The following is a 13,480-nucleotide window of genomic DNA, read 5'->3' as shown; positions in this document are numbered from 1 at the left end:
CTGGATATATGTCATTCAGCAATCAAAAAGATTGAACTGCGGAGTAATGAAAGATGAACGGTGCTAAGAGTTTGGTTGAGACATTGCTGGCCTCGGGTGTGGATACTTGCTTTGCAAATCCCGGGACCAGTGAAATGCACTTTGTCGCCGCGCTCGACCAAATTCCTGGAATGAAATGCGTGCTGGGCCTGCAGGAAAACATTGTGACCGGGATGGCCGACGGCTACTTCCGTATCGCCCGCAAGCCCGCTTGTACGCTTCTTCATTGCGGCCCCGGCCTGGCAAACGGCATGGGAAACCTCCACAACGCTCGCCGCGCACGCAGCGGTATTGTGAATATCGTTGGTGATCAAGCCACCTACCATCGCCCCTTCGATGCACCGCTCACTGCGGATACCGACGGCATGGCTCGGACTGTCTCCCAATGGGTTCACACAAGCACCCATTCTGCTGATCTCGGTCGCGATGCCGCTTTGGCTGTGCGCGCTGCAAAGACCTATCCCGGTCAAATTGCGACGCTGATCCTGCCTGCCGACGTTTCTTGGGAGGAAGGTGGCGTGGTAGGCGCGCCGATGACTCCACCGACGCCTCCCGCAGTCGACGGGCATGCGATTGAGAACGCTGCCCGCATCCTGCGTAACAACAGCCAGAACGTGCTAATTCTGCTTGCAGGCCACGGAGTCCTCAGCGAGGCACAGGCTCTTGCATGGCGCATCGCAAGCGCGACCGGCGCGAAAGTCATGGCCGACTACGTTACCTCCCACCTGGCCCGGGGCCACGGCCGGTTGCAACTGGAACGGGTCCCCTATGGGATGGATGCAGCCATCACCGCCCTTAAGCCCTACGAGCACATCATCCTGGTGAACGCCAAGGCGCCGGTAGGCTTCTTCGGATATCCGGATCTGCCCTCGAAGCAGTACTCCCCCACCGCCCAACTGCATGTGCTCACGCGGCCCGACCAGGATGCGGTGGGTGCTCTGAAAGCGCTGGTTGATGCCCTGGGCGCCCCCGAGGCTGCGATTCCCAATGCCGGTCCCCGCCCGGAAGCTGTCAGCGGGAATCCCACTCCAGAAGGCCTGGCTCAAACGCTGGCGGCGCTGATGCCCGAGAATGCAATCATCTCTGATGAAAGCATCTCTTACGGTCGTGGGTTCTACAAATTCACTCATTCCGCCCCCGCACACGACTGGCTCCACCTGGCCGGCGGCGCCATTGGCGACGGGATGCCAGTAGCTACTGGTGCTGCGCTCGGTGCCGGCAAGCAGCGTCGCGTGATCAACCTGCAAGCGGATGGTTCCGCCATGTATTCCCTGCAGTCCCTCTGGACCCAGGCGCGCGAACAGCTCCCGGTCACGACCATCATTCTCAACAACAGCAAGTACAACATTCTGATCGGCGAGTACAAGAATGTGGGCGCGGTTCCGGGTGACACCGCAATGAGCATGCTGGACCTTGGCAATCCATTCCTCAGCTGGGTCAAGCTGGCCAACGGCATGGGCGTCGAAGCTGCACGTGCCACGACGCTCGACGAGTGCGCTGACCTCATGAAGAGCAGCTTCAATCGCAAAGGTCCCTTCTTGATCGAGTTGATGGTTTAAGACTACTGGAGACCAGTTCCGGCCTGCCTTCGGCAGGCCGGAATTTTTTCTTTTTTGCAACAACCACTGGGGGCATGCCTTCAGTGCGACGTCCATTTGGGAGCGTAAACCAATGACATATCCAAATACTCAACTCTTCATCAACGGCAAGTGGCAGGATGCTGCAGACGGCCGGACCATAGCCGTCCTCAATCCGGCCACGGGCAAGGAAATTGGCCGCGTAGCCCACGCCAGCAGGACCGACCTCGACAGGGCGACGGCCACAACACTTGAAGGCTTCAAGGTATGGCGCGACATGACCGCGGCTGCGCGCAGCCAGATCATGCGCCGCGCAGCCGGCCTGCTTCGCGAGCGTGCCGAAACCATCGCGCAGGTCCTGACCCAGGAACAAGGCAAACCCGTTCGCGAAGCGAAGGGCGAGGTGCTCGCCGGTGCGGACATCATCGAATGGTTCGCAGAAGAGGGCTTCCGAGTTTATGGGCGGGTTGTACCTTCTCGAAATGACCCGGCAATTCGCCAAACCGTGGTCAGAGACCCGGTAGGCCCGGTAGCAGCCTTCACGCCCTGGAACTTCCCCATCAACCAACTGGTGCTGAAGGTCAGCGCGGCATTGGCTGCGGGGTGCTCCGTCGTCGCCAAAGCTGCTGAGGAAACGCCAGCGGCACCCGCTGCCCTGGTGGCCGCTTTCGCCGATGCAGGTCTTCCGCCGGGCGTTCTTGGCCTGGTGTATGGCGATCCAGGCGAGATTTCCAGCTATCTGATCGCCCATCCGGCAATCCGCAAAGTCACTTTCACTGGCTCGACCCCCGTTGGCAAACACCTGGCGGCGCTGGCAGGCACCCATATGAAGCGCTGCACGATGGAGCTGGGCGGCCACGCCCCGGTCATCATCTGTGAGGACGCGGACATCGAGCTGGCCGCCAAATCCGCAGCATTCGCCAAGTTCCGAAATGCTGGCCAGGTCTGCATCTCGCCGACGCGGTTCCTGGTCCACGAGAGTGTCGCGGATACCTTTGCGAAGGCGCTGAGCAAACATGCGCAGAACCTGAAGGTAGGCAACGGCCTTGAGGAAGGGACCGAAATGGGCCCCCTTGCCAACTCCCGCCGGGTGACCGCGATGGAGGAATTCCTGCAGGACGCCGAGACCAAGGGCGCGCAAATCCTGGCGGGGGGCTCACGAATCGGCGAAGAAGGCAACTTCTGGGCCCCTACCGTACTGATGAACGTGCCACTCGACGCCAAGATCTTCAATGAAGAGCCTTTCGGACCCATTGCGCCGATTCGCAGCTTTACCGACTTGAATGACGCCATTTCGGAAGCGAATCGACTGTCGTTCGGCCTGGCCGGGTATGCCTTCACCAGCTCCCTGAAGAATGCCGACCTGATCTCTCGTCGGGTTGAAGTGGGCATGTTGTGGATGAACATGCCGGCCTCGACCAGTCCCGAACTACCTTTTGGAGGCATCAAGGATTCCGGATACGGGTCCGAGGGCGGCCCGGAGGCTCTCGAGGCCTACCTGAACGTCCGCTCTGTCGTGGTAAGGAACTGCTGAGTCCCTTGCTTGCACTGGTGACAGCCCGGCATCGGGTCTTCAGTCACCAGTGCAAAGCTCATGCTGAAAAGCAAGGTCTCTGCGCCCAAAACGCAGAGGCCTCTGCTTGAAGCCTCAAACACTGAAATGCAACATGGAGACAAGTCTTTCTCCCTATCGCTCCTCGGCAAACTCTCCGCCCACATCGGCTAGCACCAGTGATCGCGCATCTCGTAAGGGGAATCCCACGAAACAAGCCTATCGCTTGCTTTCCCTGGATTACGCCCTCAATCGCAAGCCGGACCCTATGAACAGCCAGTCGTTGCTAGCCACGCCCTCTGTTACGTCCCGATGGTGGACCGTCTCGATGCTGGTTCAATTAGCGCAACAAGTTGAAACGCTGAACCGGGACATGCCGAATTGGCGGGTTGCTCTGGCGGGGCGCTGAGCCATTCTTGAAAGTCACCACCCTGCCCTCCTGCTAGGAACGTTACTACGCCCTCAGAATGCGGCCAAGGTAGTGCATTCCAATCCTCCCTCGCAGCGGCAACCAGCGCTCACTTCTCATATCCATTTCCCATATCGACGGGCAAGCTGTTGGCATAGCTCCAATGGTTTGGGGCACCCCCGCTATTTTTGGCTGCCGCAAAGGGCAGTCGTCTCCCCGTCCGGGACACGCAACCTGGGTGCTTTCGATTCACTTCTCCCGCCGAGGTTCTGCGCCTGGTACAAGCGCCCGAGGCAACGCAGGTTCTGGCGGGTTGATCCATGCCCCCCCTATTTCACCGTTCTAAACGCGCTTGATGAACCAGAGTCAAAGGCTGCTCCTGCCAAGCATCGTAGCCATGGGCTGCTTTGTTCGCAAAACTCATCATGTAGCCACTATTAATCGCTTTACCGGACCTTGGTAAAGAAAAATACTGTGCCCATCAGGTGATCGTATGTATCTCCTGACTGTGACTCAGCGAAGCGAATGTACGCCTGAGACGAAACCCTGATCTCTGGTCATAAATTCGAAATCGCTGGATCAAACGATTTAATAGTTAATGCGACTCTGGTGACAAAGGAAAAAGGTTTAAATAAGCCTGAAACCAGCTCGGCGACATAGGGAACGGATCAATCAAGCAAAAGCTGCACTGATCATTTAGTGCAACTTAACATGACCCACTACCAGTGTTTCCAAGATGTCGCATGCGGGATAAACCGCTAGGCCAAAGCATTTTAATGTGCAGTCTGGCCTCCTAGGAATCTGCCCAAACAACAACAACCTAGGTGAGAGTATCATGCCCCGGCTTGCAACTCGCTCCACAACATATCCGACTTCTCATTCCGTTCCTTTATTTAGGGAGCGAATGGCATTGGCCGCCGCTGGCCGGCATATCATCAACATGGGTATTGGTGAGCCTGACTTCACCGCCCCGCCGACAGTTGTCGAAGCACTGGAGCGAGCTGCTCGAAATGGTCTGAGCGGCTACACCGCGCCTGCCGGCATCATGCAGCTACGCGAAGCAATCGCCCGCTATTACGACGAGAACTTCGGCACCCAGCTCGATCCCTCCCGCGTCATTCTTACCGCAGGAGCATCCAGCGCGTTGATCCTCGCCTGCTCTGTCCTGGTCGACAGCGGATCGGAAGTGCTGCTGCCGGATCCGTGTTACTCGGGTAATGGCAGTTTCATCATCGCATCCGGCGGCAAACCCAAATTCGTACCAACCAGCGCAGCAAATCGCTTCCAGCTCTCGGCACAGGATGTACGGAACAACTGGGGCCCCGCTACGCGAGGTGTCTTGATTGCCTCACCTAGCAACCCGACCGGAACCTCGATCACGGGCTCCGAGCTACGCGATCTGCTTGGTGAGGTCCGAGCCCAGGATGGCTTCACCATCATGGATGAGATTTACCTGGGTCTCTCCTACGACGGCCAAGCGAAGTCGGCGCTCACCTATGATGACGACATCATCGTCATCAGCAGCTTCTCCAAGTTCTTCCACATGACCGGTTGGCGTCTTGGCTGGATGATCGTGCCCCAGAATATGGTGAGCGTGGTCGAACCCATCGCCTCCAGCATGGCAATTTGCGCCCCGACCCTGGCCCAGCATGCCGCACTTGCATGCTTCGAGCCCGAGGCAATGTCCATCTACGAGCAGCGTCGTGACGCCTTCCGCCAGAGACGGGACTATCTGGTTCCCGCCCTGGAGAAGCTGGGCTTCTCCATCCCGGTCAAGCCTGACGGCGCCTTCTACATCTACGCGGATATTAGCGAGCTCGGGACCGATGGCGTCAGCCTTGCTTATCGACTCCTGCGCGAAGCTGGCGTCTCCACCCTTCCCGGCGTGGAGTTCGGTTCCGCCCCCCAAAGCAGTCACTCCATGCGGCTTTCCTACTGCACCAGCATGGATGAACTCCAAGAAGCTGTTTACCGCATCGGCAAACTACTGGCGTAAGGCCCCGGAACGGCGCGGCCCCGGCCAACCACGCTCGATTCCCCTCGAATTGCCGGGAAATCATCGGCTTTGCAATTCCATTTGTGGAGAAAAGACAAAAATGAAAAAACTCAAACCGACTCTCGTGACCGGACTCGCTGCAGTGTTGCTTTCCCTGGCTGCAGCTTTTGCAAGTGCCGAAGATTTGTTCGACACGGTCAAGCAAGCCGGAGTCCTAAAGATCGCAATGGAAGGCACCTACCCGCCCTTTGACTATCGAAACTCGAAAGGCGAACTCGAGGGTTTCGACGTGGACGTTGCGAAGGCTCTTGCAGAGCGCCTCCAGGTGAAACCCCAGTTCATAACCACTGAATGGGCCGGCATTCTCGGGGGGCTTCAAGCAGGCAAGTTCGACGTAATCATCAACCAGGTCACGATCACACCGGAGCGTCAGAAGGCGCTCGATTTCAGCCAACCCTATGTCTATTCCTCCGTTCAGCTTCTGCAACGCAAGGGTGACGAGCGGGAGTTCAAGTCCCTGGCTGATCTGAAGGAGCACAAGGTTGGCGTGACGATTGGCAGTGTGTTTGCTGATGTAGTCAAGGCACAGCCCGGAGTCGTAGTTAAGACCTATTCGGGCACCCCGGAAGGACTGAGCGATCTGGTGTCTGGCCGAATCGACGCGGTGCTCAATGACCGCCTGATGAACCCGTATCTGATCCAAACCTCCGGACTTCCGCTCCGCTCGGGTGCTTCCCTGCCGGATGGCGGCCAAGAACTCGGCATCCCATTCCGCAAGGGTAATCCGAAGTTCGCGGAGGCAATCAATTCCGCCCTCGATTCGATGAGACAGGACGGAACGCTCAAGAACATCGCAATGAAGTGGTTCGGTACTGACACATCTGTCCCCGTTACCCGCTGAAGCCTGCCAGATCAAAGTAAGGGGCTCGCCGCAAAGGCGAGCCTGACAATAAGTTGGAGATAACCATGGACAGCCTAGCGCTTGTTGTTAACACGCTTCCCATCATGCTGAACGGGGCGTTGATTACGTTGGAATTCGCCGTGGCGTCGATGGTGCTGGGCCTAATCGTAGGACTGGTTGTCGCGATCATGCGGATCAGTGACAACCTATTCCTTTCCGGCATCGCACGGGTATATGTCAGCCTGATGCGTGGAACTCCCCTACTTGTCCAAATTTTCGTCGTTTATTATGGACTTCCGAGCATTGGAATTTCATTAGAGCCGGTGGCTGCCGGTATCTTTACCTTAACGCTGAATACCGGTGCCTATCTGTCCGAGAGTATGCGCGGCGCGATCCTTGGCATCAGCCGCGGCCAGTGGGCTGCATCTAATAGCCTCGGTTTCACGCACGTTCAAACATTGCGCTACGTCGTGTGCCCGCAAGCCTTGCGTCTCGCCGTACCGAGTCTGGGCAACACCCTTATTGGTCTCATCAAAGATACTTCGCTCGTGTCTGTCATCACTGTGACCGAGCTGCTGCGCACTACCCAGGAGGCTATCGCCTCGTCGTTCCAGCCCCTGCCTCTGTATGTGGCAGCTGCCGCGATCTATTGGATTCTGAGTACCGCTCTTTCATGGCTACAGGAACGGGTCGAGAAGCGGTGCGCACTCGTCGCGAATCATTGAGAACTGCACTCACCCTGAACGCCCATGAAAACAAATACTGCTGAAGATCAAAAAATGATTACTCTCGAAAGCGTGTCGAAATGGTACGGCAATCATCAGGTTCTCACCGATTGCAATGCTGCTGTTACCAAGGGTGAGGTAGTGGTCGTCTGCGGCCCTTCGGGTTCCGGCAAGTCGACACTGATCAAAACGATTAATGGGCTGGAGCCAATCCAGAAAGGCCGCATCACGGTCGACGGCATTCCCCTGAGTACCTCTCCCGCCGAGCTGAATAAGCTGCGCATGCGTGTTGGTATGGTATTTCAGCACTTTGAGCTGTTCCCGCACCTTTCCGTGACAGAAAACCTCACGCTTCCTCAAATCAAGGTGCTGCGACGAAGCCGCGATGAAGCGCATGAGATTGGCATGCGTCTCCTCGACCGTGTCGGGATGAGGGCCCATGCACACAAGCACCCGGGACAGTTGTCTGGCGGCCAGCAACAGCGTGTGGCAATCGCCCGCGCCTTGTCGATGAACCCGGTTGCGATGCTTTTCGACGAGCCTACGTCTGCACTGGATCCGGAAATGATCAATGAGGTGCTTGATGTAATGGTTGAGCTTGCGCGCGACGGGATGACCATGGTTTGCGTTACTCACGAGATGGGCTTTGCGCGCAAGGTGGCGAATCGCGTGCTGTTCATGGACAGCGGGGTGATCGTTGAGGATGCAAAGTGCGACACGTTCTTTAGCACCCCTCGTTCGGAGCGTGCACGCGACTTCCTCAACAAGATCCTGCACTGACCATATTGGCGGACATCGTTAGCGGCGTGCACGAGCTGTGCAGCAGGCGTGGAACGCCGCAAAGTGAGGACCGATGTTTGTGGCCTAGCGGGCTCTGGATCGGGTCGAGTTTCGTCCTTAAGCCTAGGACTGGGGCGTCTCGTATCTCTCGGCCAGGGCTGCGGCGCCATGCGCAGCCACATCTCCTTTGCTCTTCGATGCCTCTGCCGAGCCTTGTCCTGCCCGGTATTGGATAACTCTACGGGTCGGGATTATGGCCGGAGGAAAGCGCGTGATCCGCAAGCGACATTGACAGGCTTCGCATCCGAATAACCCGCCTAGAATGTCGCCGCTCTCCGGCGGCCATCCAAACTTCCCTACTTCGAGCTGCCGCATCATGAGTCTGTTTTCTGCCGTCGAAATGGCTCCGCGCGACCCCATCCTGGGTCTCAACGAAGCGTTCAACGCCGACCCCCGGGCCACCAAGATCAACCTGGGCGTGGGCGTCTATCACAACGAGCAAGGCCATATGCCGCTCCTGCACGCTGTAGCGGAAGCGGAAAATGTCCGCATCGAAGCCCACGCACCCCGTGGCTACCTGCCGATCGAAGGCATCGCCGCCTACGACCAGGCCGTGCAGAAGCTGCTGTTCGGTGCTGATTCCGAACTCCTGGCACAAGGCCGCGTGGTCACCACCCAGGCAGTGGGCGGTACCGGCGCGCTGAAGACCGGCGCCGACTTCCTCAAGCGCCTGCTGCCGAACGCCGTCGTCGCCATCAGCGACCCGAGCTGGGAGAACCACCGTGCCCTGTTCGAGTCCGCCGGCTTCCCGGTGCAGAACTATCGCTACTACGACGCCGCCACCAATGGCGTGAACCGTGCCGGCCTCCTGGAAGACCTCAAGGCCCTGCCCGCCCGTTCCATCGTGGTCCTGCATGCCTGCTGCCACAACCCCACCGGCGTGGATCTGGAACTGGACGATTGGAAAGCTGTCCTGGAAGTCCTGCGCGAGCGTGAGCACGTGCCCTTCCTCGACATCGCCTACCAGGGCTTTGGCGCTGGTATCGACGAAGACGCTTTCGCAGTGCGCCTGCTCGCTGAATCCGGCCTGCAGCTCTTCGTTTCCAGCTCTTTCTCCAAGTCCTTCTCCCTCTATGGCGAGCGCGTCGGCGCCCTCTCCGTGGTGACCAGCTCCAAGGAAGAAGCCGGCCGCGTGCTGTCCCAGGTCAAACGCGTGATTCGCACCAACTACTCCAAGCCGCCGACCCACGGCGCCACCGTGGTCGCTGCGGTGCTGAACAGCCCCGAACTGCGCGCCATGTGGGAAGAAGAACTGGGCGAAATGCGCAGCCGTATCCACAGCATGCGCCTGGCCATGGTCGAGCAATTGGCTAGCCAAGGCGCCAAGCGTGACTTCAGCTTCGTGGCCCGCCAGCGCGGCATGTTCTCCTACTCCGGCCTGACCGCCGAGCAGGTGGAACGCCTGAAGAACGAGTTCGGCATCTACGCCGTCAGCACCGGCCGCATCTGCGTAGCCACTCTCAACAACAGCAACCTGGAACGCGTTACCCGCGCCATCGTCCAGGTGCTCTGAACAGCAACAGGAGAATTTCAAGCAGACGCTTGGTTTCTCTCTCTTTCCTACACTCGCGTGGAGTTGATGGCATGGCGGACGTAAAGAAGGTTGTCCTGGCTTATTCCGGTGGCCTGGACACCTCGGTGATCCTCAAGTGGCTGCAAGATACCTATAACTGCGAAGTGGTGACCTTCACCGCCGACCTCGGCCAGGGCGAGGAGGTCGAGCCGGCCCGCGCCAAGGCCAAGGCCATGGGCGTCAAGGAAATCTACATCGATGACCTGCGCGAAGAGTTCGTCCGCGACTTCGTCTACCCGATGTTCCGCGCCAACACCATCTATGAAGGCGAGTACCTGCTGGGTACTTCCATCGCCCGTCCGCTGATCGCCAAGCGCCTGATCGAGATCGCCAACGAGACCGGCGCCGACGCCATCTCCCACGGTGCTACCGGCAAGGGCAACGACCAGGTTCGCTTCGAACTGGGCGCCTACGCCCTGAAGCCGGGCGTCAAGGTGATCGCTCCCTGGCGCGAGTGGGACCTGCTGTCCCGCGAGAAGCTGATGGACTATGCCGAGAAGCACGGTATCCCGATCGAGCGCCACGGCAAGAAGAAGTCCCCGTACTCCATGGACGCCAACCTGCTGCACATCTCCTATGAAGGTGGCGTGCTGGAGGACACCTGGACCGAGCACGAAGAGGACATGTGGAAGTGGACCAAGTCCCCGGAAGCCGCGCCGAACACTCCGACCTACATCGAGCTGACCTACCGTAACGGTGACATCGTCGCCATCGACGGCAAGGACATGACCCCGGCGCAGGTGCTGGCCGAGCTGAACCGCATCGGCGGCGAGAACGGCATCGGCCGCCTCGATATCGTCGAGAACCGCTATGTCGGCATGAAGTCCCGCGGCTGCTACGAAACCCCCGGCGGCACCATCATGCTCAGGGCCCACCGCGCCATCGAGTCCATCACCCTGGACCGCGAAGTGGCGCACCTGAAAGACGAGCTGATGCCGAAATACGCCAGCCTGATCTATACCGGTTACTGGTGGAGCCCGGAGCGTCTGATGCTGCAACAGATGATCGACGCCTCCCAGACCAACGTGAACGGTGTCGTGCGCCTGAAGCTGTACAAGGGCAACGTCATCGTGGTCGGCCGCAAGTCCGACGACTCCCTGTTCGACGCCAACATCGCCACCTTCGAGGACGATGCCGGCGCCTACAACCAGGCCGACGCAGCGGGCTTCATCAAGCTCAATGCCCTGCGCATGCGCATTGCTTCAGGCAAAGGCCGCCAGCTGCTGTAAAGGGCGCAGTCATGTAGCCAGGTTCGTTGGAGGTGCACTTTGCGGCCTCTGGTTAGGCATAACTGTCGTTTGGTTGCGCCTACTAGGCGCCCGGCCAATAGGCAACGCAGGTGCGCGCTCCCAGAGCGTTCGGGGCTCGTTGAGGTTTCACTATGTGTCGGCGCACAGCCTCAACGAGTTCTGGACTTCTACAGCACCTATTTCGGAAATCCTCTGGATTTCAGGGGGAATGTCGCTCCTATTCCGTCACTGCCTGCTGAGCAGGTGTCACGACTGAGCATATTGCTGTGCAATTTGGGCCAAGACCATGAATACGAACAACAAATACAAAAACGAAATTGGCATCAAACAGTGTGGCGTCAGGAAGGTCGCTCGCATTGTCTTCCATTCCGTGAACATCTGACGGGGGCAAGCAAACATGATCAAAAACCTACGGTTCAGCCACAAGATTCTGCTTGCCGCCTCACTGGTGGTAATTGCGGCCTTCTCACTGTTCACCCTGTACAACGATTACTTGCAAAGGAATGCGCTCCGCGACGACCTGGGGAACTATTTGCAGGAGATGAGCGATGTCACCGCCAGCAATATCCAGAACTGGCTTTCGGGTCGGATTCTGCTGGTGGAAAGCGTGGCCGAATCCATTGCAGTCAACCCTTCACCTGACGCGGTTAAGACCTTGCTCAAACAGCGGACGCAGGTCTCCACCTTCACCGCCACCTATTTCGGCGGCCAGGAGGGGCAGTTCATCCCAGGCTCCGATGACCCCATGCCCGAAGGCTACGACCCGCGCACCCGCCCCTGGTACCAAGGCGCCAAAAGCGCCGGCGGCACCACCCTCACCGAACCCTACGTCGACGCTAGCACCGGCCAATTAACCGTGACCATCGCCACGCCGGTGCAGACCCAGGGTGTGGCCGGCGGCGACCTGGGCCTGGATACTCTGGTGAAGATCATCAACGCCCTGGACTTCGACGGCATGGGTTACGCCTTCCTGGTCAGCGCGGACGGCAAGATCCTGGTCCACCCGGACAAGGACCTGGTGATGAAGAGCCTGCAGGATGTGTTCCCGCAGAACACCCCGGCCATCAGTGCCAATTTCAGCGAAGTAGAGCAGGACGGCGCTACCCGCATCCTCACCTTCGCGCCGATCAAGGGCCTGCCCTCGGTGAACTGGTACATCGGCGTGTCGGTGGACAAAGCCAAGGCCTACGGGATGCTCAGCGAGTTCCGAGCCTCGGCCATCGTCGCCACGGTGATCGCTGTGGTGATCATCATCATGCTGCTGGGCATGCTGATCCGCGTGCTGATGCAACCGCTGCACACCATGGGTCGCGCCATGCAGGACATTGCCCAGGGCGAAGGCGACCTCACCCGCCGCCTGGTGATCCACGCCCAGGACGAGTTCGGCGAGCTAGCCGGCGCCTTCAACCGCTTCGTCGAGCGTATCCACGGCTCCATCAGCGAAGTGTCCTCGGCCACCGCCCAGGTCAACCAGGTGGCGCGCCTGGTGCTGAATGCCTCCAACTCGTCCATGAGCAACTCCGACGAGCAGGCCAACCGCACCAACAGCGTCGCCGCCGCGATCAACGAACTGGGCGCCGCCGCCCAGGAAATCGCCCGCAACGCCGCCGATGCCTCGCACCAGGCCTCCTCCGCCCGCACCCTGGCCGAAGACGGCCGCCAGGTGGTAGAGCGCACCATCCAGGCGATGAACGAGCTGTCCGGCAAGATCCGCGCCTCTTGCGGCAACATCGAGACGCTGAACAGCAAGACGGTGAACATCGGCCAGATCCTCGAAGTGATCAAAGGCATCTCCGAACAGACCAACCTGCTCGCCCTCAACGCCGCCATCGAGGCCGCCCGCGCCGGTGAAGCCGGCCGTGGTTTCGCCGTGGTGGCCGACGAGGTGCGCAACCTGGCCCACCGCACCCAGGAATCGGCGCAGGAAATCCAGCAGATGATCGAGGAGCTGCAGGTCGGCGCCCGCGAGGCTGTCACCACCATGACCGAGAGCCAGCGCTACAGCGAACAGAGCGTGGAAATCGCCAACCAGGCCGGCGAGCGCCTGGGCAGCGTGACCCACCGCATCGGCGAGATCGACGGCATGAACCAGTCGGTGGCCACCGCCACCGAGGAACAGACCGCCGTGGTCGACTCGCTGAACATGGACATCACCGAGATCAACACCCTCAATCAGGAAGGCGTGGGAAACCTCCAGGCGACCCTGCGCGCCTGTGCCGACCTAGACCAGCAGGCTGCACGCCTGCAGCAGCTGGTAGGCAGTTTCCGCATCTGATTAGAAGCATTCCGCACCTTTGATGAATACGGCGAGAGACTTGACCAAACCGTCTCTCGCCCGCCAAGGTGCCGAAGCCGCGGTCGTTGCAGTGTTAGCACCAAAAGCTGTGAGAGATGCAACCCCGCTCTCACAGCCGCAACGAAAGCTTCGAATACCACTGCCCTTTCGGCAGCCGTAACACCGGCACCTGCCGCTAAGCTCGATAGCTCGCCTTAAATAACGGACGGCACCACCATATCCAGCGGCACGGCACTGTGCGAACGACCAACAGTTCCCAGATCCAGTCGAGCAGTCGGAGCGGCAGCTCTTCCAAGGCCTCCGAGTGAACAGCGGCCCCCGT

The 13,480-nt window shown here is 59.4% G+C and carries 9 protein-coding genes and 1 pseudogene; all 10 read left to right on the top strand.

Features of this window, described 5'->3' with window-relative positions; all coding sequences use genetic code 11:
• Window positions 1–53 precede the first annotated feature (53 nt).
• Entirely contained in the window at window positions 54–1,598 is a 1,545-nt protein-coding gene (locus PJW05_RS03105; protein WP_108240816.1) for an acetolactate synthase large subunit, read from the top strand.
• A 112-nt stretch (window positions 1,599–1,710) separates the two neighbouring features.
• The gene (locus PJW05_RS03100; RefSeq protein WP_023663568.1) at window positions 1,711–3,150 is read left to right on the top strand and encodes an NAD-dependent succinate-semialdehyde dehydrogenase; all 1,440 of its coding nucleotides are present in this window, start codon (window positions 1,711–1,713) and stop codon (window positions 3,148–3,150) included.
• 1,262 nt (window positions 3,151–4,412) lie between these two features.
• Complete coding sequence (locus PJW05_RS03095; RefSeq protein ID WP_108240815.1) at window positions 4,413–5,573, top strand: pyridoxal phosphate-dependent aminotransferase; 1,161 nt, start codon at window positions 4,413–4,415, stop codon at window positions 5,571–5,573.
• Window positions 5,527–6,474, top strand: coding sequence for a transporter substrate-binding domain-containing protein (locus PJW05_RS03090; protein WP_226923105.1), 948 nt, complete (start codon window positions 5,527–5,529; stop codon window positions 6,472–6,474). The genes PJW05_RS03095 and PJW05_RS03090 overlap by 47 nt, the downstream gene beginning before the upstream one ends.
• A gap of 65 nt (window positions 6,475–6,539) precedes the next feature.
• Window positions 6,540–7,199, top strand: a complete 660-nt coding sequence (locus PJW05_RS03085; RefSeq protein WP_108240813.1) for an amino acid ABC transporter permease — start codon at window positions 6,540–6,542, stop codon at window positions 7,197–7,199.
• A gap of 54 nt (window positions 7,200–7,253) precedes the next feature.
• Window positions 7,254–7,979 (top strand): amino acid ABC transporter ATP-binding protein, encoded by a 726-nt coding sequence (locus PJW05_RS03080; protein WP_108240812.1) that lies wholly within the window; start codon window positions 7,254–7,256, stop codon window positions 7,977–7,979.
• A 376-nt stretch (window positions 7,980–8,355) separates the two neighbouring features.
• Window positions 8,356–9,552, top strand: a complete 1,197-nt coding sequence (locus PJW05_RS03075; RefSeq protein WP_108240811.1) for an amino acid aminotransferase — start codon at window positions 8,356–8,358, stop codon at window positions 9,550–9,552.
• Window positions 9,553–9,623: 71 nt separating this feature from the next.
• A complete protein-coding gene (locus PJW05_RS03070; RefSeq protein ID WP_108240810.1) occupies window positions 9,624–10,841 on the top strand; it encodes an argininosuccinate synthase in 1,218 nt (405 codons plus the stop codon).
• A gap of 418 nt (window positions 10,842–11,259) precedes the next feature.
• Window positions 11,260–12,231: pseudogene (locus PJW05_RS26665) on the top strand (cache domain-containing protein); the annotation flags it as partial.
• A 141-nt stretch (window positions 12,232–12,372) separates the two neighbouring features.
• Window positions 12,373–13,137 carry a methyl-accepting chemotaxis protein gene (locus PJW05_RS26660; RefSeq protein ID WP_411303179.1) on the top strand — a complete coding sequence of 255 codons (765 nt, stop codon included), beginning with the start codon at window positions 12,373–12,375 and terminating at the stop codon, window positions 13,135–13,137.
• The last annotated feature ends 343 nt before the right edge of the window (window positions 13,138–13,480 follow it).

Source organism: Pseudomonas sp. Q1-7 (assembly GCF_028010285.1).
In the GTDB taxonomy this organism is placed as follows: domain Bacteria; phylum Pseudomonadota; class Gammaproteobacteria; order Pseudomonadales; family Pseudomonadaceae; genus Metapseudomonas.
The sequence above is the reverse complement of the archived record's forward strand: the minus strand, read 5'-3'. Positions and strand labels throughout refer to the sequence as shown.

Bases quoted from the DNA above. Each gene is read 5' to 3' on its own strand.
- PJW05_RS03105 (WP_108240816.1), top strand. From the start codon at position 54: ATGAACGGTGCTAAGAGTTTGGTTGAGACATTGCTGGCCTCGGGTGTG.
- PJW05_RS03100 (WP_023663568.1), top strand. From the start codon at position 1,711: ATGACATATCCAAATACTCAACTCTTCATCAACGGCAAGTGGCAGGAT.
- PJW05_RS03095 (WP_108240815.1), top strand. From the start codon at position 4,413: ATGCCCCGGCTTGCAACTCGCTCCACAACATATCCGACTTCTCATTCC.
- PJW05_RS03090 (WP_226923105.1), top strand. From the start codon at position 5,527: ATGAACTCCAAGAAGCTGTTTACCGCATCGGCAAACTACTGGCGTAAG.
- PJW05_RS03085 (WP_108240813.1), top strand. From the start codon at position 6,540: ATGGACAGCCTAGCGCTTGTTGTTAACACGCTTCCCATCATGCTGAAC.
- PJW05_RS03080 (WP_108240812.1), top strand. From the start codon at position 7,254: ATGATTACTCTCGAAAGCGTGTCGAAATGGTACGGCAATCATCAGGTT.
- PJW05_RS03075 (WP_108240811.1), top strand. From the start codon at position 8,356: ATGAGTCTGTTTTCTGCCGTCGAAATGGCTCCGCGCGACCCCATCCTG.
- PJW05_RS03070 (WP_108240810.1), top strand. From the start codon at position 9,624: ATGGCGGACGTAAAGAAGGTTGTCCTGGCTTATTCCGGTGGCCTGGAC.
- PJW05_RS26660 (WP_411303179.1), top strand. From the start codon at position 12,373: ATGAGCAACTCCGACGAGCAGGCCAACCGCACCAACAGCGTCGCCGCC.